Here is a 21,335-nt window from a genome sequence, read left to right on the forward strand (position 1 = left end):
ATGCTGAGTGGGTGACCGCAATGGCGACGATCGAACCGAAGACCGGCACGGCTGCTGAAGAGCCGACCACGAGGCGCACGGTTCTCCCCGGTGCGCCGCCGTTCACCGTCGACGACCTGCTCAGGTTCCCCGACGACGGGAACCGTTACGAGCTCTTCAACGGGAGCCTGCTAGTGAGCCCTGCCCCTTCCCTCCGGCACCAGGACGTGATCTACCTGCTGCACACGACTCTCCAGCGAGCTGCGCCGCCGCAGATGCGGGTGTTCACGACGGTCAACCTTCGCGCGTCCGACAAGGACCTCTTCATTCCAGACCTCATCGTGGTGCCCATAGAGCGGGCCAAGTCGGTGCGGCTCATGCTCGCGCCCGACGACGTGCTGCTCGCCGTGGAGGTCGTCAGCCCGAGCACCAGGACCCGCGACCGGGCGACCAAAGTGGCGGCCTACGCTGAAGCGGGCATTCCCTTGTACTGGCGGGTCGAACTCGACGAGGGACCGACGGTCTACGTCTACGAACTCGAGGGGGAGTCCTATCGAGGGCCGGTCCCACACAAGCCCGGCACCACGGCCGTCATCTCGAAGCCCTACCCGGTCAGCTTCGATCCGGCCGACCTGATCGGCTACTGAGTCCGTAGTCGCGGGCTGCGCCTCGCGCCGAGACGCGCCCGGCGTCGAGGTCCGCCAGCACCGCGTCCCGTGCCCGTTCCCCCGGAGGCCCGAGGCCGCCGCCGCCCGTCGTCTCCACGATGAACGCCTCCCCGGCCGCGAACCGCACGTTGTTCACCTTGGACGCCAGCCGCTCCACCGTCCCGTCCAGCCGCCGCCGGTAGAAGCCGCCCAGCCGCCCCGGCAGACCGCCCTCGCGCCCCGGAGGGGCCAGCCGCAGCCGGTCACCCCTGGTGGTGACGTGGCAGTCCGCCAGGAACCGGTACACCGTCCGCGACCCCAGCCCGCCACGGTGGCGGCCAGGCCCGCCCGAGTCGGGGATCGTCTCGATCGACTCCACGATCAGCGGGCAGCGGCTCTCCACCGGCTCGGCCTGCGGCACCGAGTTCCGGCCGATCCCGAAGTGCACGCCCGTCGCGTCCGGCCCGTCGAGGCCCCGGCGCGCGCCCACGCCGCCGAAGTCGTACGACAGGTGGATCCAGTACGGCGCGCCCACCGCCGCGATCGAGAACGGCTGCAAGATCCCGCTGGCGGCGATGGCCCGCTCGGGCACCGCGTCCGACAGGGCCTGGAAGACGGCCTCCATGGCGGCGTAGATGGGCACGTACCGGCCGCCGCACGGGTACGGGGAGCGGGCGTTGAGCAGGGAGCCCTCCGGCAGGCGTACGTCGATGGCGCGCAGGCAGCCCTCGTTCATGGGGATGGCGGGGGCGAGGAAGCAGCGGATCGCGAAGACGGCGGCGGCCAGCGACTGCGAGGCGGAGGCGTTGACGGCCGCCGGGACCTGCGGGTCCGTACCGGCGAAGTCGAGCACCGCGCGCTCGCCGAGCGTGACGGCCACGCGGACGCGATGCGACCGGCCCAGCTCGATCCCGTCGTCGTCGATCGGGTACTCCGCCTCGAACCGGCCCCTGGGCAGCTCCGCCAGCGCCGCCCGGGTCCTGGCCTCGGTGTGGTCGAGGTAGTCGGCGACGCCCTCGGCCAGGCCGCGCTCGCCGTACTCGGCGATCATGGACTCCAGCCGGGTGGCGGCCACCGCCGTGCCCGCCACGAGCGCCCGCACGTCGCCGATGACCTTGTCCGGGGTACGGCTGTTCGCCCTGAGGATGGCCTCGACGGCCGGTTCGAGCCCGTCGCGCGTGGCCAGCCGCACCGGGGGGAGCTGGAGGCCCTCCAGGAAGATGTCCGTGGCCAGCGGGGCCATGCCGCCCGCCGACAGCCCGCCCAGGTCGGAGACGTGGATCATGGTGGCGGTGAAGTACGCCGGGGCCCCGCCGGTGAAGACGGGCCGGTAGACGAGCAGGTCGTTGGTGTGGACGCCGCCCCGGTAGGCGTCGTTGAGCGCGTACACGTCGCCCGGGCGCATGGTGTCCGCCGGGTGGTCGCGCAGCAGCTCGGGGAGGGCGACCTTGAGCGCCATGCTGTTCATGAGCGTGGTGGCCATGGAGTGGGCGATCAGCCGGCCGCCGGCGTCGAGGAGCGCGGCGGAGGCGTCCGAGCCCTCGACGATGAACGTCGAGTACGCCGAGCGCACCACCACGATGCCGGCCTCCTCGGCGGCCACGACCAGCGCGTTCCTGAGCACCTCGGCGGTCAGCGGGTCGGTCATGCGGGCCCTCCCCTGGTGAGGTGCACGGCCAGATCGGGGGCGAGGGCGGCGGCCCAGCCCGGCGGCACGACGATCGTGGACTCCGCGTCCTCGACGATCGCGGGGCCGTCGAGGCCACCCGCCCGGCGCAGGGTGTCCCTGGTGTGCACGGGCACCTCCGTGTACCCGCCGCGCTCGGGGAAGTACGCCTGCCGCGCCCCGACGGGCCCCGGCGGGCCGCCGCCGGGAGGGCCCGCCTCGGCGGGGGCGGGCGGGTCGGCGCCGGCCGGGGTGGTCACCCGTACGCGGTAGCTCACCAGCTCCACCCGCCCCCGCTGCGCGATCCCGTAGACCTCCTCGTAGCGGCGGAAGAAGCGCGACTCCAGCCGCGCCCGGTCGGGGGTCCACTCCACGGTCAGGTCGTGCGACTGCCCGTGGAAGCGGACGTCCACCGCCCTCGACACCCGCACGCCCGGCCCCGAGAGCGCGATCCCCAGGTCGGCCGCCGCCTCCTCGGCAAGCGCGTCGAAGATCGCCGAAGGGTCCCGCGCGTCCAGGCGCGACAGCACCCGGTCGGTCGACAGCTCCCCCGACAGCAGCCCCAGCGCCGAGGCCACCCCGCAGTACGCGGGCACCGCCACCGTCCCGATCCCGAACCGCCCGGCCACCCGCGCCGCGTGCATCGGCCCCGCCCCGCCGAACGCCACCAGCGTGAAGCCGCGCGGGTCGATGCCGCGTTGCACGGTCACCACGTGCACGGCGGAGGCCATCGCGGCGCTCACGATCTCGTGCACCGCGTACGCGGCCCGCTCCCGCGACACCCCGAGCGGCTCAGCCAGCCGGTCCAGGGCCTTGCCCGCCGACGCGGGGGACAGCGGGACCGCCCCCGCCGACAGGGCCGGCGACAGGTAGCCGAGCACGAGGTTCGCGTCGGTGACGGTCGGCTCGGACCCGCCCAGCCCGTAACAGGCGGGCCCAGGCGCGGCCCCGGCAGAACGCGGGCCCACGCGCAGCGCGCCCGCCGGGTCCAGCCAGGCCACGCTGCCCCCGCCGGCGCCCACCTCCGCCAGGTCGATGGCCGGGGTCTTGATGGGCACGCCCGTGCCCGCCCGCCGCCCGCCGAAGCTGCCCTTGCCCCCGACGTGGAACTCGCGGGTGACCTCCGGCCGCCCGCCGCGCACCACGCACGCCTTGGCGGTGGTGCCGCCCATGTCGAACGAGATCGCGTCCGCGAACCCGGCCCCCGCCGCCGCCAGCACCCCGGCCGCCGGGCCCGACTCGATCGTGGCGACCGCGCGCCGGGCGGCCAGCTCCGCGGAGATGACGCCGCCGCCGGACTCCATGACGTGGACGGGCGCGCGGATCCCCAGCTCCGCCAGCCGCTCCCGCAGCCGCGACAGGTACGCGGCCATCAGCGGTCCGACGTAGGCGGAGACGATCGTGGTCGTGGCCCGCTCGTACTCGCGGATCTCCGGCCAGATCTCCGACGACGCCACCACGTTCGGCACCGTCTCCCGCAGGAGCCGCGCGACCCGCCGTTCGTGGGCCGGGTTGGCGTAGGAGTGCAGGAGGCAGACGGCCGCCGACTCGATGCCGCGGGCCGCGATCCCGGCGGCGACCCGGCGTACGGACTCCTCGTCCAGCGGGGTCAGCACCTCTCCGCGTGCCGACACCCGTTCCGTCACCTCGAAGCAGTCGCCGGGGGAGACCGGGGGAGGGGGCGGGGTGAAGCGCAGGTCGTAGCGGTCCTCCTCGACCCGGGCGTAGCGGCCGAGCGGGACGGTCGCGCGGAAGCCCCGCGTGGTGACGTACGCGACGCGGGCGCCCCTGCGTTCGAGCACCGCGTTGGTCGCCAGCGTCGTGGCGTGCACCACCCGCGTGACCTGCGCCGGGTCCCGGTCGCCGAGCGCGCGCGTAACGCCGTCCAGGATGCCCGCGATGGGCTCGTCGGGGGTGCTCGGGCATTTGGCCGCGCAGGTCTCGCCGGACGTGCCGCGGAGGACCACATCGGTGAAGGTGCCGCCGACATCGACGCCGATCACGTAGCCCATCCAGGCACGGTAGCCCCCCGAGCAAGCGCTTGTCTATGAGGTGGTCTATTGACTTACGGCATGCGCTTGGGACCCTGGTCGTAGTCCTTGCGTTTGGAGCGGAGATGGCGCGCCTGACAGCTCTGATCGGCGGCATCGCGGTGACGCTCGCGCTCACCGCCGTGCCGGTCGCGGCGCACGAGCACCCCAGCGGCATCACCGACCTGGTGAGCCCGGCCGTGGTACGGCTGGAGGCCGTGTCCCACGCGGAGATCACCCTGCTCGACCACGTCGGCGAGCTGAAGCACGTGGAGCGGTCCTACGACCTGAAGTTCGGCCAGGGGACGGGGACAGTCGTCAGCCCCGACGGCACGATCGTCACGCTCAGACGCCTGGCGATCAACCCCGACGACGTCGCCGTCTACGCCGCCAACAAGATCTTCGCCGAGCACCACGACGTGGACATCCCGGCCGACTACGCCAAGCACCGGCTCGACGACGCCGTGCTCGACCGCCACCTCCAGCAGTGCTACACGCCCGAGAGCGACACCGCCACCTGCATCGTCGAGGTCACCACCGAGATCACGGCCTTCCCCAACGTGTCACCGGCCAGCCCCGACGGCTTCAAGGTCAAGTGCGTCAAGGCCGGCCCCGGCCCCGACAGCCCCGCCGTGCTGGTGCCGGTGACCCCGGCGGCAGGCGGCGTCGGCATGCCGACCGCGCCGCTCGCCGACAAGGTGCCCGAGCAGGAGGGCGCGCCCACCAACGTGGCCGGCTTCCTCGGCCGGCCCGGCCCGGACGTCACGCACACGGTCGAGATCGCCCACCTGGGCAGGGGCGGCGCGGGAGGAGAGGGCGGCAGGCCGTTCGCCGACCCCGAGAAGAAGGTGGACGAGCCGGTCAAACTCGGCGGCCTCGCCGACCAGGGCCTGGCCGGCGCGCCCGTGATCGGCGACAAGGACGGCCACGTCATCGGCCTGCTGGTCGGCGGTGGCAAGGACGGCAGGATGATCGGGGTCCGCGAGGTCACCGGCCTCCTGGCCGCCGCCAAGGTGGTGCCGCGCAGGGGCGCGATCGACACGGCCTTCGAGGCGGCGCTCACCCGCTACCACACCAAGTACTACACCGAGGCCGCACCCGGCTTCCAACGCGTCCTCGAGCTCTACCCGGGCAACGTGGTGGCCGCCGCGCTGCTGAAGACCTCGCTGGCCAAGCGCGGCGGCCCCGAGGACCAGGGGACCAGACGGCTCGAGAGCGCGCCGGAGCGCTCGACGCCGCTGTGGCCGTTCGCCGTGGCGGCGGTGGTGCTCTTCGCCGTCGCCGCGGGCGGGACGTATCTGCTGTGGCGCCGCCGCACTCCTGAAAGAGCGACAGAACCGCCACAGCCGCCGGCGGCCGGTCCGCCGCTCGACGAGGGGGCCGACCAGACGGTCGTCGTACGGCGCTCCCAGTCGTTCCCCATGGTCCCGCAGCGGCAGCAGGTGATGACGGCACCGGACCCGGAGGTCAAGTACTGCACCTCGTGCGGCATGAGACTCGGACCGGCGCACCGCTTCTGCGGCTACTGCGGCCACTCCATCGAGACGTGATGCCATTGAACGAAAGATCGCTCATCGGCCAGGAGGTGGCCGGGTACTACATCGAGGACATCGTCGGCAAGGGCGGCATGGCCGTCGTCTACCTGGCGCTCGACCCGAGGCTGAGCCGCCGGGTGGCACTGAAGATCCTCAACCCGGTGCTCAGCGTCGACGACCGGTTCAGGCAGCGCTTCATCCTGGAGTCCAGGACGGTCGCCAGCATCGAGCACCCCAACATCATCCCCATCTACGAGGCCAACGCCGACGCCGACGGCGTGCTGTACATCTCCATGCGCTACGTCGACGGGCTCGACCTGCGCCGGCTCATCTACGACCGGGGCCCGCTGCCCCTTGATCAGGCCAACCAGATCTTCGCCCAGGTGGCCGCCGCGCTCGACGCCGCGCACGCGCACGACCTGATCCACCGCGACGTCAAGCCGGCCAACATCCTGCTGGCGGGCGACCACGTCTACCTGACCGACTTCGGCATCACCAAGCACCGCTCCTCGATCTCGGGGCTGACGCAGACCGACCAGTTCATCGGCACCCCCCGCTACATGTCGCCCGAGCAGATCAACAAGGAGCACATCGACGGCCGCTGCGACCAGTACGCGCTGGCCTGCGTGGTCTACGAGGCCCTGTCGGCGCGGCTGCCGTTCCAGCGCGAGAACGACATCGCGCTGCTCTGGGCCCACCTGGCCGAGCAGCCCACACCGCTGTCGCAGGTCAGGCCGGAACTGCCCGCGCGGGTGGACGCCGTCATGATGCGGGCCCTGGCCAAGTCGCCCGAGCAGCGGTACGCGACCTGCACCGAGTTCGTGACCGCGCTGCGTGAGGTGATCGGCGGGCCGCACTCGGGGCCGTACCCGGTGCGGAGCCCCGTGCCGCGCCAGGCCGCCGCCTTCTCCCCGGAGCAGCCCCAGGCGACCACGGGACCGGTCGGGGAGCCCGTGCACCCCACCCGGCCCGCGCAGTCGCCGTCGCGCTCACCCGGTGGCGCGCCGCGGCGGCGGCCGGGGCGGATCCCGATCGTGGCCGCCACGCTGGGGGCCGCCGCGGCGGCGCTCGCGCTGGTGGCGTACATCGTGATGGACCACCGCGGCGAGACCTGGGCGCGCTACCGGGCCAGTGCCGCCGCGCCGCTCACGTTCGAGTACCCGGGCGACTGGACGGTCCGCACCCACCAGGACCTCTTCGCCGTGGCCTCCCCGCACGCCCCCGAGTTCGAGCAGCTCTTCGTGGCCGGGCCGGGGGCCGACTGGACGCGGGTCGCCGAGATCGTCGCCGACGACCCCGGCAGCGCCTCCGGCGTGTACGTCCAGGTCTCCGACACCCTCGACGCCAACGGCACCTCCGAGCTGATGAAGGCCAAGATGGAGGCGCTGCTGCCCGGTGAGGTGGACCTCGGCAGGCCCGTCCCCGACCAGGCGGGCAACAGCCCGGCCACCCGCTTCGACGGCTCCCTGCACGACCCCGGCTCCGGTGCCAGGCTCGGCTTCGTGAGCTACGTCATCGAGCGCGAGCCCAAGACCATGCTCGTCATGTACTTCTGCGCCAAGACCACCTGCGACGACGCCGCCCAGACCCGCATCAGGCAGAGCGTTCACGTGTCGTGACGCGCCGCCCCCGCGCCCCCGGGGTCGGCGCCGCTTCCCCTGCTTCTCAAGGATCGGGAGGGTTTGGTGGTCCACACCCCAACCGTGTGTATATTTTTCATCAGAAGGCGGTAGAAACAGGAGATATTTCATGCGATCGTTCCCACGGGTGCTGTTCGACGAGGCGCACAGCGAGTCCTGGACTGTCAGGCGCGAGCTGGCGGAGGCCATCAACCCGGCCCATCCCGACGACAACAGCTACGCCCGCGCGGCCGGGCTGCTGCGGCACCTCGGGCACACGGTCGCCGTCCACACGTCCGGCCCGCTCGACCCCGAGACGCTCGCCGGCCAGGACGTCCTGGTGATCGCGCACCCGTCGGGGCAGCGCTGGGAGCGGACCACCGGGCAGGGCAGCCCCGTCTTCGACGCCGCCGAGCTGGACGCGATCACCTCGTTCGTCGCCGACGGCGGCGGTCTCGTGGTCCTGGCCGAGGAGGAGCAGGACAAGTACGGCAACAACCTCAACGAGCTGCTCGCCCGCTTCGGGGTGTTTGTCGAGCACACCACCGTACGCGACCCGGGGCACGCCCACCGGGGCGTCGCCACCTGGGTGCTGGGGGAACGTTCCACCGGCTCCGGCCTGCTCGCCGGGGTGCGCGCGGCCTGCTTCTACCGCTCCGGCACCCTGGTCGCGGACGGGGCGACCGTGTTGTTCCGCACCTCGGCGGCGGCCGACCCGGCGGGCGCCCCGCTGGCCGTCGCCCTCCGGCACGGCCGGGGCCGCGTGGTCGTCTTCGCCGACTCCGACCTGTTCGGCGACGACTCGATCGACGACCACGACCACCGCGCCCTCTGGGGCAACGTGATCACCTGGGCCGCCAGGATCCCCGACGCCCGCACCGGCCGCGAGTCGCCGAACGGGGCGCGTCACGAGGCGACGGCGCGGGCGTTCGCCCGGCTCAAGGCGGTCGTGGAGGAGCTGCGGCCGCTCCAGGTCAAGGACGGCTCGGTGCCGGAGGAGTCCAAGGAGCGGGCCGGGACGCTGGTCGCGGAGATCGCCGACCGCGTGAGCGACATCTCCGGACACTTCCCGCATGACGCGGCCTACCTCCAGGCCGTCCAGTACGACCTCGCCAAATGGGCCACCCAGGGCCTCGGCGTGCCCGACTTCCTCGACTCGCTCGACCTGTTCCACCCCGACACCCAGCGCCAGGACGGCCTGGAGCACGTCGTGGTCTTCCCGATGTACACCCAGAACGGCAACCCGGCCCGCAACCTCGAGGCCGTCTGGATCCGGACCATCTGGCCCGGCTGGCTCGCCGAGCTGGAGGCGGGCGGCTACGACAACCCGATGTTCGTGCCGATCGCGTTCGAGGACTTCACCTCCGGCTACGACACGCACTCGGCCGTGCTGTTCCCCGAGACGGTCGCCGTGCGCCAGACGCCCGCTCGGTTCACCTGGGGCGGTATCTTCGCCGACCGCGAGGCCGCCCGGTTCCGCCGGGTCTCCAGGGCCGCCACCGAGACGCTCAAGCTCGACCTGCCGCCGGACGCCGAGCGGCTGCTGGAGTCGCAGCGGCTCGCGCAGGACACGTTCGTGCTGTGGGACCTGGTGCACGACCGTACGCACAGCCATGGTGACCTGCCGTTCGACCCGTTCATGATCAAGCAGCGGATGCCGTACTGGCTGTACTCGCTGGAGGAGCTGCGCTGCGACCTGACGGCGTTCTGCGAGGCCGTCGAGCTGGAGGCGCGAGGGGTGCCGCACGCCCGGTACGTGCAGCTCGCGATCCTGTTCGACCGGCTGTTCAGGTTCCCCGTCAGCGGGGAGCGGGTGCGGAACTACGACGGGCTCGGCGGCCAGCTCCTGTTCGCCTACCTGCACCGCAACGACGTCGTGCGGTGGACCGACAACCGGCTCACGATCGAGTGGGAGCGGGTCGCCGGCGGCGTGGCCGACCTGCGTGGCGAGGTCGAGAAGCTCTACCGCGACAGCATCGACCGGTCCAAGCTGGCCCACTGGCTGGCGGCGTACGAGCTGGTCAGCGCGTACGTGGCCGCGCACCCCGCCTCCACCTGGGCCAAGGGGATCCAGGCGCTGCCGGAGGAGCAGAAGGCCAAGGTGGACGCGGTGCTGCCGGACGAGTTCCCCCTGAGCATGTTCTACGAGGCGCTGCGCCGTAAGCTGGCCGATGTCGTCGAATCGACCAAGGGACTCCGCGCATGATCATTCTGGTTACCGGGGCCGGTGGGCCGACAGGTCAGGCCGTCTCTGGATATTTCCGGAAACTTGGGCACACCGTGATCGGCGTCGACAAGCAGGACGTCGACCTGCTCGACCGCGCCGCCGTCGAGGACCTGGCCGCCCGCATCGATCGCGAGCACGGCCGGGTCGACGGCGTGGTGCACCTGGTGGGCGGCTGGCGCGGGTCGGGTTCGTTCGCCGAGACCAGCCTCGACGACTGGGACCTCCTGCACGACCTGCTGATCCGCACCCTCCAGCACGTCTCGCTGGCCTTCGAGCCGCTGCTGCGCCGCAGCGAGAACGGCCGCTTCGTGATCGTCTCGGCCAAGGCGGCCCAGTCGCCGTCCGCGGGAGGCGCCGCCTACGCGGCGGCCAAGGCCGCGGCGGAGGCGTGGACGCTCTCCCTGGCCGACGCGCTCGGCGGCACCGGTGGCGCGGCGACCATCCTCGTGGTCAAGGCCCTGGTCAACGACGCCATGCGGGCCGACAGGCCCGAGGCCAGGTTCCCCGGCTTCACCGACGTCAACGACCTGGCCGCGGCCATCGGCGGCCTCTACGACCGACCGGCGGCACAGATCAACGGCACACGATTGGACCTCACTTCTTGATTCCCCGGCACGACCCCCTGCTCAGGGCCTTCGCCAGCGACAACTACGCCGGCGTGCACCCCGAGATCCTCCAGGCCATCGCCGCCGCGAACGGGGGCCACCAGATCCCCTACGGCGACGACGTCTACACCGAGGCCCTGCAGGAGGTCTTCCAGCGGCACTTCGGCGCGCGGGCGCGGGCGTGGCCGGTGTTCAACGGCACCGCCGCCAACGTGGTCTCCCTGCGTTCCATGACCGCCCAGTGGGAGGCGGTCATCTGCGCCGAGAGCGCCCACATCAACACCGACGAGGGCGGCGCGCCCGAGGTGGTCGGCGGCATCAAGCTGCTGACCGTCCCCACGCCCGACGGCAAGCTCACGCCCGAGCTGATCGACCGGCAGGCGTGGGGCTTCGGCGACGTGCACCGGGCCCAGCCCAAGGTGGTCTCGATCTCCAACAGCACCGAGCTGGGCACCCTCTACACCCCCGGCGAGGTCGCCGCGATCTGCGCGCACGCCCACGAACTGGGCCTGCTCGTCCACGTCGACGGCTCCCGCCTGACCAACGCCGCCGCCGCGCTCGACGTCCCGATGCGGGCGCTGACCACCGACGCGGGCGTCGACGTGCTCTCCTTCGGCGGCACGAAGATCGGCCTGCTGTACGGCGAGGCCGTCGTCGTGCTCAACCCGGACGCGGCCACCGGGGTCGAGTACCTGCGCAAGACGTTCATGCAGTTGTCGTCGAAGATGCGCTTCGTGTCGGTGCAGTTCGAGGCGCTGCTGTCGGGCGACCTGTGGCTGCGCAACGCCCGCCGGGCCAACGCGATGGCGCGGCGGCTGGACGACGCGCTGCGCGACATCCCAGGCGTGCGGCCGGTCCGGCCGGTCGAGGCCAACGCCGTCTTCGTCGTCCTGCCGGTCGAGGTCGCCGAGCGGCTGCGCAAGCGCTATCGCTTCTACACCTGGAACGAGGCCACGGGAGAGGTGCGCTGGATGTGCGCGTTCGACACGGCCGAGGAGGAGGTCGACGCCTTCGCCGCCGCCGTGGCCGAGGAGCTGGCCGAGCCGTCCCCCTGATCAGCCGTCCCCCTGATCAGCCGTCCCCCTGATCAGCCGTCCCCCTGATCAGCCGTCCCCCTGATCAGCCGTCCCCCTGATCAGCCGTCGCCGCCGACGACCGTCTCGTTCGCCGCCTCGGCCTGCTCCTTCGTGGCCACCATCACGGCCTGGCCGTCTCCGGTCCGGCTGAGCTGGGCGTTCGTCTCCGCGGAGCCGCCCACCAGCTCGGTGAGGAACCGCTGATAGGGGCCGGTGAACTCCGGATAGGGCAACGGGGCCTGGCCGCCCAACTGCGCCAGCAGCTCCTGGTGGGACTGTCCGTGCTCGTCGGCCAGCGTACGGAATCTCTGGCCGGACGCCCGCTGGCCGGCCACGTCCCAGGTGATCTCATCGTCGGTCAAGGCGGCTCACTTCTCCTCCAGGCGGCGCAGCGTCTCATCGAGGCGGGAGGTCAACTGGGCGAAGTCGCGGGCCGCCTGCGCCTCCAGGTCGTCCAGCCGGTGCACGAACTCCTTCAGATCGGGCGGCTCGGGTGGCTCGGCCGGCTCGTCGATCCTGCTCTGCCGGTCCTGCTGCGCCGCCCGTACGGCGGAGACGACGTGGTCCGCCAGGTCGTGGGAGCCGAACCGCATCGCCCGCGGGTCCAGTCGCAGCCCGGCCAGCAGCCCGTCCGCACCTACGTCGGCCCGCACCAGACCGTCGGCGGCCTCTCCGTCGCCGGTGGGCCCGGGGTCGTCGGCGGCCATACATCACTCCAGTCCCAAAAGTCACTTGTGACGCATCGGAGCTATTAAACCGCTGGTTTGCGCGGTCTGACCACCGATGACGACGATTGCCTCGTGCGAGGCGAAGGCCGCGGATCGTCGGGACGCCGAGCGAGCCCGTCACCCGCCGCCGAGACCGGAGTCAGAGCGGGTACATGGGCAGGATCTCGTAGTTGCCGCGGAGGTCCTGGCGGGCGAGCCAGGCCCTGTCCAGCATCTCGCGGCGGCGCAGGGCCTGCTCGTTCACGACGCCTTGGAGATCGTCCAGCTCTCTGGTGCTCACCCCTCTCGTCCCGGCGAGATTCAGCCCGTCGTTCACCTTGTGGCTGGCTTCGCGGAGTTGTCCGGCGACATGTCCGCTGAGGCGCGACTCGATCTGCTCCACCCGCTGGGCCTGTTGGGAGAGATGCCATCTGCTCATGTCGTCCAGCAAGGGGTGGTTGACCAGGCCCTGGTCGGTGGACAAGAGCCGGGCGCGGGTGCCCGCGTCGATCCGCCCGCGGGCGTAGGCGTCGTCGGCCGCGGCGGTGATCTTGCGCTTGGCCTCCGCCACGTACGTCTCGACCTGCTTCAGCGTGCTCTCGTGCCGGTTGAGGGTCGAGGTGGCGCGGGTCGCCGCGATCCTGGCGTACCCAGCCTTCGTGTGCACGGCCATGCCGTCGTACGCCTGCTGCCTGATCTGCCGTTGTTCGGTCTTCAGCCTGTGTCCGGCGGCGATCCGCCGTTGTTCCGCGGCCAGCGCGTCGCCGGCGCGTTGCCTGGCCGAAGTCGCGCGCAAGCGCTCGGTCAGTTGGGTGAAGAGGCGGCCGATGGACTGCATGGCGGTGCGGATCCACTGTTGCGCCCGCTGGCCGAACTGCCTCAGCCGCGGTATCAGGAGGGCCCGGGTATGGGGGAAGGCGAGCGCCAGGCCCGCGAGGCCGGCCAGCCCGACGATCAGCCCACCGGCCCACTTGATCGTGGTCTGCGTGACCTGCAGCACGCTCGCCGCCACCGAGGTGATGAGCGCACCGGTGGCGGCGCCGACGAGCACACCGGACTTCCCCGCGACGTGCTCGTCCAGCGCGTCCTGCGCCCGGCCGGCATTGTGCTCGGCGAGCCGGTGGGCCTGCGTGCCCGAGTCGCTCACCGCCCGCTGCGCACGCACCGCCCATTCCAGGACACCGGACTGACGTTCGAGCTCCGCCGTCTCCGGGGGGCGCGGGACTCCCAAGACGCCGAAGCCGAGAGCCTCCAGCTCAGCAGTCATGCTCGTACACCGCTCCAGTCTCGGAAGTCAGGGGTGACACATCGGGGACATTAAACCGTCGGCCGGCGCCTTCTGGCCACCGCCGCACGGCCTGTCCCCGGACGCGGGGCTCGGCGCCCGGCCGTCAGCGGGAGCGGAGCGCGAGGCGGGCCGCCTGCCAGCCGCCCACGCCGTGCGCCCCCGGCCCCGGCGGCGTCGAGGACGAGCAGAGGAACACCCCCGGCAGCGGCGTGCGCCACGGGGCGGGCGACCAGACCGGGCGGCGGACGAACTGCCCCAGGCTCGTCAGCCCGCCCCCGATGTCGCCGCCCACCAGGTTGGGGTTGGCCGCCTCCAGCTCGGCCGGCCCCATCGCGTGCCTGGCCAGCACCCGGTCGCGGAACCCGGGGGCGTACCGCTCGATCTGGGTCTCGACGGCGTCGGTCATGTCGACCGGCGAGCCGTTGGGGACGTGGCAGTAGGCCCACAGGGTGTGCCCGCCCCGCTCGGGGTCGGCCGCGTACGGCTGCACGAGCAGCACGTACGGGCGGGGCGAGTGCCGCCCTGCGGCCGTCTCGGCCTCGCTGAGCGCGATCTCCTCCAGCGTCCCGCCCAGGTGCACCGTGCCCGCCCCGGCGACCGCCGGGTCACGCCACGGCACCGGCCCGTCGAGCGCCCAGTCGAGCTTGAACACGCCCGGCCCGTAGCGGTAACGCTCGAGCCGCCGCCGGTAGCCAGACGGCCAGTCGGCCATCGCGAGCAACTGCCGGGGCGTCACGTCGAGCACCACGATCGGCGCGTCCAGCTCCGCCAGCCCGCGCACCCGGTGCCCGCTCACCGCCTGCCCGCCCAGCGACCTCAGCTCGGCCACGAGCGCGTCGGTCAGCACCTGCGAACCGCCGCGTACGAGCGGCCAGCCCACCAGATGGGCCAGCGCCCCCAGCATCAGCCCGTAGCCGGTCGTGAGGGGGGAGCGCAGGTCGAGCATCGAGTGGGCGGCCAGGCCCGCGATCAGCGCGCGCCCCTCCACGGTGCGCAGCGCCCGCCTGGCGAACGTCGTGGCGGGCAGCGCCGCCGCCGCCCCGAACCTGGCGGCCTGCGCGAACGCCCGCGGTGACGCCCGCCACGGCCCCAGCGGCTTGAGCAGCAGGTCCACCAGCGGGAACCCGGCACGGGCCGCGGCCCCGGCGGTGGCCAGCCAGACGCCGCCGTCACGCCCGAGCGCCTCCGCGGTACGCCGCGCGTCGCGGTGCACCAGCACCGCGGGGCGGTCGTCGAGCGGATGCGCCGCGGCCACCGGAGGATGGGCGAACTCGACCCCCTTGAGCCCGAGCCCGCGGAACGCCGGGGAGGCCAGCGCCATCGCCATCACGGTCGCGCCCAGGTCGTGGACGCGGCCGGGCAGCGTCACCTGCCCCGACCTCAGCGCGCCCCCGAAGCCGTCGGCCGCCTCCAGCAGCAGCACCTCGCACCCGGCGCGGGCCAGCATGACGGCGGCGACCAGGCCGTTGGGCCCCGACCCCACCACGACCGCGTCGGCGCCCATGGCCCCTACTGGCTCTTCATGATCGACGGGTAGGGCTGCGCGCCCCGCAGCCTGAGCAACTCGGTCATCAGCTTGATCTCACCGCTCTGCCCACTGACGATCTTCTGCGCCATGCTGACGACCTCGGGGCGGGTGGACAGCTTGAGCAGCCCCTCGGCCATCTGCACGCCGCCCTCGTGGTGGCGGATCATGAGCTGCAGGAAGAGCACCTCGGCCTGCTCGCCCCGCGCCTCCTTGAGCCGGGTCAGCTCCTGCGGCGTGGCCATGCCGGGCATGGCGCCCGACGTGGCGGCCGCCGCGGCGACCCCGGAAGAGGCGGCGCCGTGGCCGTGGCCGCTCATCCAGGCCATCGTCGGCTGGTCGGTCGCCTGGCCCAGCTCCCACTGCTGCAGCCAGCCCAGGAACATGCCGCGCTGGTTGGCCTGGGTGTTGATGATGTCGAAGGCCAGGTTTCTGATCTCAGCGGCGGGGCCTTTGTCCCTGATCGTGAATGCCATGTCGACGGCCTGCGCGTGGTGCGTGGCCATGTCGCGGGCGAAACCGGCCTCCGGCGAGGCGTCGCCGGGCGTGCCGCCGCGGCCGAACAACAGGAACGCGGCCACGGCGAGCACCAGCACGCCGCAGCCGATCAGAATCGGTTTCCTCACGGGTTTTTCCATGGCCCGTCCAGCGTACCCACCTGGGGCGTGATCCGTGATCCGACGCTTATGCCGCTCTTATTCTCCGCATACGCCCGGAGGGCATAGGGTGACCCGGAGTTGGTACGCCGATGGAGGAACGATGACGAAGGAGAAGTCGCAGGCGCGGCGCGAGCATCTGCAGAAGATGCGGGCCGAGCAGCGGCGTAAACAGCGCCGCGCCGCGCTGCTCATGTGGGGGACGGGCGGGCTCATCATCGTGGTGCTCGTCGGCGTGGTCGGCTTCTACCTGATCAGGGAGGCCAGGGAGACCTCGCTCGACGCGGTGACCAGCGTCAAGTACGACGCGGGCCAGCACGTGTGGAACACGGTCGCCTACAAGGAGACGCCGCCGGTGGGCGGTGAGCACAACAACTACTGGCAGCAGTGCGCGATCTACGACCAGCCGATCCACAGCGAGCACGCCGTGCACTCGCTGGAGCACGGCGCGGTCTGGATCACCTACCGGCCCGACCTGCCCAAGGCCCAGATCGACCAGCTCAAGGAGGTCGCGGGCTCGACGGGGCAGCAGGACTACATGCTGATGAGCCCCTTCCCCAGCCTGTCCTCGCCGATCGTGGTCTCCTCCTGGGGCCACCAGCTCAAGCTGACCGATCCGCAGGACCCGAAGCTCGGGGCGTTCATCAAGCGTTACCAGAACGGCGCCGACACGCCCGAGCCGGGCGCGACGTGCGGCGGCGAGCAGGCGATCTCGACCACGGCCGACCAGGCCCCGCTGCCGCCGGAGCCCACCGGCCAGCAGCAGGCGCCGACGGAGACGGTCTCCCCCTCGCCCAGCCAGCAGCAGCAGTGACGAGTGCCTCAGGGCCCCGCCCCCGCAGGGCCCTGAGGCATTTACCGGAAGGTCTTTCAGGCGTCGGCGTCCGGGTCGTCGAAGTCGCGTCCCGCGTTCTCGTGGAAGTTCGGCTGCGACATCACCCCTCCGCTCGTTACGGTAAGTAGTTGGCTGCCACTTACCGTAACTTGGCGGACGGGAAACAGACAACGGGCTCAGCCGAGCACTTCCCGTGGCCGAGTCCACTCCAGGCCGTGCGCCTGGGCCACCGGGCCGCTCGTCAACCGGCCCTCATGGGTGCTCAGACCGTGCGCCAGGGCCGGGTCCTCGCGCATCGCGCGCTGCCAGCCCAGGTCGGCGATGGCCAGCGCGTACGGGAGCGTCACGTTCGTCAGGGCGAACGTCGAGGTGTGCGGCACGGCGCCGGGCATGTTGGCCACGCAGTAGAAGACCGAGTCGTGCACCCGGTACGTCGGCTCCTCGTGCGTGGTCGGCCGGGAGTCCTCGAAGCAGCCGCCCTGGTCGATCGAGATGTCCACCAGCACCGAGCCCGGCTTCATGCGGCTGACCAGGTCGTTGCTCACCAGCTCTGGAGCCCGCGCGCCGGGCACCAGCACCGCGCCGATGACCAGGTCGGCCGCCAGCACCGCCCGCTCGATCTCCAGCGTGTTGGACGCGACCGTCCGGCAGTGCCCCTGGTAGATCAGGTCCGCCTGGCGGAGCTTGTCGATGTTCTTGTCGAGCAGCACCACCTCGGCCTGCATGCCGAGGGCGATGGCGGCGGCGTTCATGCCGGAGACGCCGGCCCCGATCACGACGACGTGCGCGGCGTACACGCCCGGCACGCCGCCCATCAGCACGCCCCTGCCGCCCGTCGAGCGCATCAGGTGGTAGGCGCCCACCTGCGGCGCGAGCCGTCCCGCCACCTCCGACATGGGGGCGAGCAGGGGCAGCGCGCCGCCGGGGGTCTGCACGGTCTCGTACGCGATGGAGGTGCAGCCGGAGTCGAGCAGCGCCCGCGTGCAGGCGCGGGAGGCGGCCAGATGCAGGTACGTGAACAGCACCAGCCCCTTGCGCAGCCGGTGGTACTCCTCCGCCATCGGCTCCTTGACCTTCATCACCAGGTCGGCCACGCCCCACAGCTCGTCGGCCTCGGGGACCATGACGGCCCCCGCGGCGGTGAAGTAGGCGTCGGGGATCGAGGAGCCCTCGCCCGCGTCGCGCTCGACGAAGACCCGATGGCCGTGGCGTACCAGCTCGTGGACCCCGGCCGGGGTCAGCGCCACCCGGTATTCGCTGTTCTTGACCTCGCGGGGCACACCGATGTCCATGCTGCCAACTCTTCCCGGCGGACGGACGATCCTTACCTCATTCTTCCTCTCATCTCACGGTTGAGTGAGGATTGTCCGGCTGATTACCCCGCCGTGGCCTGTCCTCGATAGGCTCACCGGCAGTCCGAACGTCAGGATGGGATCATCATCGATGGACAAGCCGGAAGAGCCGCTGTCGCAGGCGGACCCGGAGGAGCCGAGGGCCAGCAGACTCACCACCATCGTGCTGATCGTCTCGCTCGTTCTCGTGGTGCTCGTGGCAGGTGTGCTGGGCACGGTCGCCGTCTTGATGACCAGGAGCCCCGACGCGCCGCTGCTGGGCGGCCCGCCCCCGCGCCACCTCGACGTGCCGATCCACTTCGCGCCGGTCAAGGAGACCAAGCCCGCGCCCTGCCCGGGTGACCCGGCCGTGCTCGACGCCGATCAGTCGACCTGCTACCTGCTCGAAGACGGCGTCACGGTCGGCGCCGTGCAGCAGGTCGAGCCGCTGCGCGAGCGCGACGGGCAATACTCCGTGCGGATCGCGGTCGCGCCCGCGTTCAAGCAGCGGCTGGTCGACCTGATCGACGAGATGGCGCCCGACGGGCGCGCGGTGGCGGTCGTGCTGGCGCCCGAGCAGGCCGACCAGCCCAAGACCGTGCTGGCCGCGCCCATCGTCACCCAGCCGATGGACGGCGACAGCGTGAGCATCGCCGGCTTCACCAAGGAGGAGGCCGACGCGCTGGTGGCACGCCTGGTCGGCAGCCCGCCCGGCGCCACCCCCGGCGGGCCGGGGACACCCGCCCTGCCCACCACGGGGCCCACCACAGGACCGACCACAGGGCCCACCACTGGGCCCACCACGGGACCGACCGCTGGGACGGGCGGTCAGCAGACCACCGGGCCAGACCTGACCACGACCGGTGGCCCGGCGGGCACGGCCCCTGTGACCGGCGGCACGGCCCCCGCGGCGGGCGGCGGGCAGCGACCCCTCGACCAGCGGTACGCGAGCTGCAAGGAGGCGGTTGACGCGGGCGACGGGCCCTACTACAAGGGCACGCACGAGGAGTACACCTGGTATCCCGACGTCGACCGCAACAACGTGGCCTGCAACCCCGGCGACATCCGCTGATCGGGATCGGGATCGGGGCGAGGCCGGGCTCCGGCGAGCCCGGCGTTCCCCTCTCGTGACCAGGGGGAACGCCGGATGGCCTACCCGGCAGGGGTGCGGCTCACGCCTTCTGGTGGCGGCCCCGGCCCACCAGGGCGACGAACTCCTCGAGCTCGATCGTCCCGTCGCCGTCGCTGTCGGCCGCCGCGATGAACGCCTCGACCTCGCTCTCGGACGCCCCCTGCCCACCCAGCGCCTCGTTGGCCTTCCTGATCTCGTCGGCGGTCAGCAGCCCGTCGCCGTCGGTGTCGAAGCGCCTGAACTCCGTCTCGGCCGCCTCGTGCGCGCTTGCCATCGGATGCCCCCTAAGTCGAACTCTCGTCGAACGTTCCGGTCTCGGACAAGGCGATATCTTCCGGCCTCATCGGAACGCGAGTCAACCGAAGCCCGGTGGCCGCCCTGACCGCGGCGGCGATGGCGGGGGTGGAGGAGAGCGTGGGGGGCTCACCGGCTCCGCGCAGCCCGTACGGGGCCGCAGGGTCCGGATTCTCGAGGATCTCCAGCTTCATGGGCGGCATGTCGAGGATGGTGGGGATGAGGTAGTCGGTGAACGACGGGTTCAGCACCAGGCCGTCGCGCACCTGGATCTCCTCCATCAGCGCCAGCCCGAGCCCTTGGGCGGAGCCGCCGTGGATCTGGCCCTCCAGCGCCTGCGGGTTCATGATCCGCCCGACGTCCTGCACCGCCGCCAGCTCGACCACCTTCACCAGGCCCAGCTCGACGTCCACGTCCACGACGGCGCGGTGCACGCACAGCGCGAGCTGGGTGTGCGAGTCGCCCTGCCCGGTGCGCGGATCGAGCGGGTACGTGGGCCGGTGCCGGTATTCGCGCGTCTCCTCGATCGGCCCGAAGCGCTCCAGCGCCTCCCTGACCGGCAACCCCTCGAACCGTTCGCGCACGGCCTCACAGGCGGCCCTGACCGCGCCCCCGGTCATGTACGACTGCCGGGAGGCCGAGGAGGAGCCCGAGGAGCCGACCGAGGTGTCGGCGGTGGCCACGGTGACGTCGGCGACGCCCAGCTCCGTACGCGCGATCTGGGCCTGGAGCGTCACCAGGCCCTGGCCCACCTCGGCCGCCGCCGTGTGCACGGTCACGTGCGGCTCGCCGCCGACCAGTTCGGCCCGCACCCGCGCCGTGGAGTAGTCGTCGAACCCCTCGGAGTAGCAGATGTTCTTGATCCCGACGCCGTAGCCGACGCCCCGGCGGACGGACTCGCCGTGCGTGGTCTGGGACACCCCGCCGGGCAGCCCCCGCAGGTCGCGGCCTGGGCCCTCGGAGGGCAGCGGCACGGCCTCCAGCCGGTGCAACATCTCGGCCAGCGGGGCGGGGGAGTCGATCACCTGCCCGGTGATCAGGCGGGAGCCCTGGGAGACGGCGTTGCGTACCCGGATCTCGACCGGCGACAGGCCGCACGCCTCGGCCAGGCGGTCCATCTGCGACTCGTAGGCGTAACACGCCTGCACCGCGCCGAAGCCGCGCATCGCGCCGCAGGGCGGGTTGTTGGTGTAGACGCCGATGGCGTCCACGCGCACGTTGGGCACCTCGTACGGGCCCGCCCCCAGCGAGGCCGCGTTGCCCACGACGGCGGGGGAGGAGGAGCAGTACGCGCCGCCGTCCAGCAGGATGTCCGCCTTGACGTAGACGAGCCGGCCGTCGCGGGTGGCGCCGTGCTCGTACTGCATCACGGCCGGGTGGCGGTGCACGTGGCCGAAGAACGACTCCTCCCGGCCATAGACGATCTTGACGGGCCGGTTCAGGCGCAGGGCCAGCATGCAGGCGTGGACCTGCATCGACAGGTCCTCCCTGGCGCCGAACGCGCCGCCGACGCCCGACAGCGTCAGGCGTACCTTGTCCTGGGGCAGGCCCAGGCAGGGCGCGAGCTGGTCGCGGTCGACGTGCAGCCACTGGGTGGCGATGTACAGGTCGACGCCGCCGTCCTCGGCGGGCACCGCCAGGCCCGACTCCGGGCCCAGGAACGCCTGGTCCTGCATGCCGACCTCGTACTCGCCGCGGACCACGACCTCGGCCTCGAACGTGTCGCCGCGGCGTACCGGCTGGTGGCGGACGAAGTGCTGCGACAGGCGGGGGTCGGTGACGGCCTGGCGGGGCTCGTACTCGACCACGATGGCCGCGGCGGCCCGGCGGGCCGTCTCCGGATGGTCGGCGGCCACCAGCGCCACCGGCTCGCCCTGGTAGCGGACCTCGTCGATGGCCAGCACCGGCTGGTCGAGGTGATCCAGGCCGTAGAACTTCGTGCCCGGCACGTCCTCGTGGGTCAGCACCGCCAGCACGCCCGGCAGCTTCAGCGCCGGGCCCACGTCGATCGAGCGGATCCACGCCGACGGATGCGGGCTGCGCAGCGTCGCCCCCCACACCATGCCGTCCAGCCACAGGTCGGAGGCGTAGGCGAACTCGCCGGTCACCTTGAGCGTGGCGTCGGGCCGCCGCGCGCTCTGCCCGACCCCGTGCAGGATCGTGTCGGCCGTCTGCGTCATCTT

18 protein-coding genes are annotated in these 21,335 nt (G+C 72.2%); 8 read left to right on the forward strand and 10 right to left on the reverse strand.

What is annotated here, in order from left to right; all coding sequences use genetic code 11:
- Nucleotides 1–20: 20 nt before the first annotated feature.
- Nucleotides 21–626: a Uma2 family endonuclease gene (locus ACZ6S0_RS06195; protein WP_465913798.1), complete on the forward strand. Its 606-nt coding sequence runs from the start codon at nucleotides 21–23 to the stop codon at nucleotides 624–626.
- Here the strand turns inward: ACZ6S0_RS06195 and ACZ6S0_RS06200 are convergent.
- Nucleotides 592–2,274, reverse strand: a complete 1,683-nt coding sequence (locus ACZ6S0_RS06200; RefSeq protein ID WP_465913800.1) for a hydantoinase B/oxoprolinase family protein — start codon at nucleotides 2,272–2,274, stop codon at nucleotides 592–594. The genes ACZ6S0_RS06195 and ACZ6S0_RS06200 overlap by 35 nt on opposite strands.
- Nucleotides 2,271–4,304: a hydantoinase/oxoprolinase family protein gene (locus ACZ6S0_RS06205; RefSeq protein WP_465913802.1), complete on the reverse strand. Its 2,034-nt coding sequence runs from the start codon at nucleotides 4,302–4,304 to the stop codon at nucleotides 2,271–2,273. The genes ACZ6S0_RS06200 and ACZ6S0_RS06205 overlap by 4 nt, the downstream gene beginning before the upstream one ends.
- Nucleotides 4,305–4,408: 104 nt before the next feature.
- Between ACZ6S0_RS06205 and ACZ6S0_RS06210 the strand changes: the two genes are divergently transcribed.
- The 5 genes from ACZ6S0_RS06210 to ACZ6S0_RS06230 all read left to right on the forward strand — a co-directional run bounded on the left by ACZ6S0_RS06210 (nucleotide 4,409) and on the right by ACZ6S0_RS06230 (nucleotide 11,363).
- Nucleotides 4,409–5,872, forward strand: coding sequence for a hypothetical protein (locus ACZ6S0_RS06210; RefSeq protein WP_465913804.1), 1,464 nt, complete (start codon nucleotides 4,409–4,411; stop codon nucleotides 5,870–5,872).
- Complete coding sequence (locus ACZ6S0_RS06215) at nucleotides 5,872–7,476, forward strand: serine/threonine protein kinase (RefSeq protein ID WP_465913807.1); 1,605 nt, start codon at nucleotides 5,872–5,874, stop codon at nucleotides 7,474–7,476. The genes ACZ6S0_RS06210 and ACZ6S0_RS06215 overlap by 1 nt, the downstream gene beginning before the upstream one ends.
- A gap of 130 nt (nucleotides 7,477–7,606) precedes the next feature.
- Nucleotides 7,607–9,682 carry a DUF6421 family protein gene (locus ACZ6S0_RS06220; protein WP_465913808.1) on the forward strand — a complete coding sequence of 692 codons (2,076 nt, stop codon included), beginning with the start codon at nucleotides 7,607–7,609 and terminating at the stop codon, nucleotides 9,680–9,682.
- Nucleotides 9,679–10,308 (forward strand): SDR family NAD(P)-dependent oxidoreductase, encoded by a 630-nt coding sequence (locus ACZ6S0_RS06225; RefSeq protein WP_465913810.1) that lies wholly within the window; start codon nucleotides 9,679–9,681, stop codon nucleotides 10,306–10,308. The genes ACZ6S0_RS06220 and ACZ6S0_RS06225 overlap by 4 nt, the downstream gene beginning before the upstream one ends.
- Nucleotides 10,305–11,363 (forward strand): threonine aldolase family protein, encoded by a 1,059-nt coding sequence (locus tag ACZ6S0_RS06230; protein ID WP_465913814.1) that lies wholly within the window; start codon nucleotides 10,305–10,307, stop codon nucleotides 11,361–11,363. The genes ACZ6S0_RS06225 and ACZ6S0_RS06230 overlap by 4 nt, the downstream gene beginning before the upstream one ends.
- An 80-nt stretch (nucleotides 11,364–11,443) precedes the next feature.
- Here the strand turns inward: ACZ6S0_RS06230 and ACZ6S0_RS06235 are convergent, their stop codons facing one another.
- The 5 genes from ACZ6S0_RS06235 to ACZ6S0_RS06255 form a co-directional block, all read right to left on the reverse strand.
- Nucleotides 11,444–11,746: a hypothetical protein gene (locus tag ACZ6S0_RS06235; RefSeq protein WP_465913815.1), complete on the reverse strand. Its 303-nt coding sequence runs from the start codon at nucleotides 11,744–11,746 to the stop codon at nucleotides 11,444–11,446.
- A gap of 6 nt (nucleotides 11,747–11,752) precedes the next feature.
- Nucleotides 11,753–12,091: a YbaB/EbfC family nucleoid-associated protein gene (locus ACZ6S0_RS06240; RefSeq protein WP_465913817.1), complete on the reverse strand. Its 339-nt coding sequence runs from the start codon at nucleotides 12,089–12,091 to the stop codon at nucleotides 11,753–11,755.
- 160 nt (nucleotides 12,092–12,251) lie between these two features.
- Nucleotides 12,252–13,358, reverse strand: coding sequence for a hypothetical protein (locus ACZ6S0_RS06245; RefSeq protein WP_465913820.1), 1,107 nt, complete (start codon nucleotides 13,356–13,358; stop codon nucleotides 12,252–12,254).
- A gap of 124 nt (nucleotides 13,359–13,482) precedes the next feature.
- Nucleotides 13,483–14,883 (reverse strand): phytoene desaturase family protein, encoded by a 1,401-nt coding sequence (locus tag ACZ6S0_RS06250; RefSeq protein ID WP_465913821.1) that lies wholly within the window; start codon nucleotides 14,881–14,883, stop codon nucleotides 13,483–13,485.
- 5 nt (nucleotides 14,884–14,888) lie between these two features.
- The gene (locus ACZ6S0_RS06255) at nucleotides 14,889–15,530 is read right to left on the reverse strand and encodes a DUF305 domain-containing protein (RefSeq protein ID WP_465913823.1); all 642 of its coding nucleotides are present in this window, start codon (nucleotides 15,528–15,530) and stop codon (nucleotides 14,889–14,891) included.
- A gap of 133 nt (nucleotides 15,531–15,663) precedes the next feature.
- On the opposite strand from ACZ6S0_RS06255, the gene ACZ6S0_RS06260 reads away from it, so the two are divergent.
- Nucleotides 15,664–16,374, forward strand: coding sequence for a DUF3105 domain-containing protein (locus tag ACZ6S0_RS06260; protein WP_465913825.1), 711 nt, complete (start codon nucleotides 15,664–15,666; stop codon nucleotides 16,372–16,374).
- A gap of 197 nt (nucleotides 16,375–16,571) precedes the next feature.
- Here the strand turns inward: ACZ6S0_RS06260 and ald are convergent, their stop codons facing one another.
- Nucleotides 16,572–17,687 carry an alanine dehydrogenase gene (gene ald / locus ACZ6S0_RS06265; protein ID WP_465913827.1) on the reverse strand — a complete coding sequence of 372 codons (1,116 nt, stop codon included), beginning with the start codon at nucleotides 17,685–17,687 and terminating at the stop codon, nucleotides 16,572–16,574.
- Nucleotides 17,688–17,838: 151 nt separating this feature from the next.
- Between ald and ACZ6S0_RS06270 the strand changes: the two genes are divergently transcribed.
- On the forward strand, nucleotides 17,839–18,798 hold the full coding sequence (locus ACZ6S0_RS06270; RefSeq protein WP_465913828.1) for an excalibur calcium-binding domain-containing protein: 960 nt from the start codon (nucleotides 17,839–17,841) through the stop codon (nucleotides 18,796–18,798).
- Nucleotides 18,799–18,898: 100 nt separating this feature from the next.
- On the opposite strand, the gene ACZ6S0_RS06275 is transcribed toward ACZ6S0_RS06270, so the two are convergent.
- Complete coding sequence (locus ACZ6S0_RS06275; protein ID WP_465913830.1) at nucleotides 18,899–19,132, reverse strand: EF-hand domain-containing protein; 234 nt, start codon at nucleotides 19,130–19,132, stop codon at nucleotides 18,899–18,901.
- A 10-nt stretch (nucleotides 19,133–19,142) separates the two neighbouring features.
- The gene (locus tag ACZ6S0_RS06280; protein WP_465913832.1) at nucleotides 19,143–21,332 is read right to left on the reverse strand and encodes a molybdopterin cofactor-binding domain-containing protein; all 2,190 of its coding nucleotides are present in this window, start codon (nucleotides 21,330–21,332) and stop codon (nucleotides 19,143–19,145) included.
- Nucleotides 21,333–21,335 lie beyond the last annotated feature (3 nt).

The organism is Nonomuraea sp. NPDC051298, assembly GCF_055586305.1.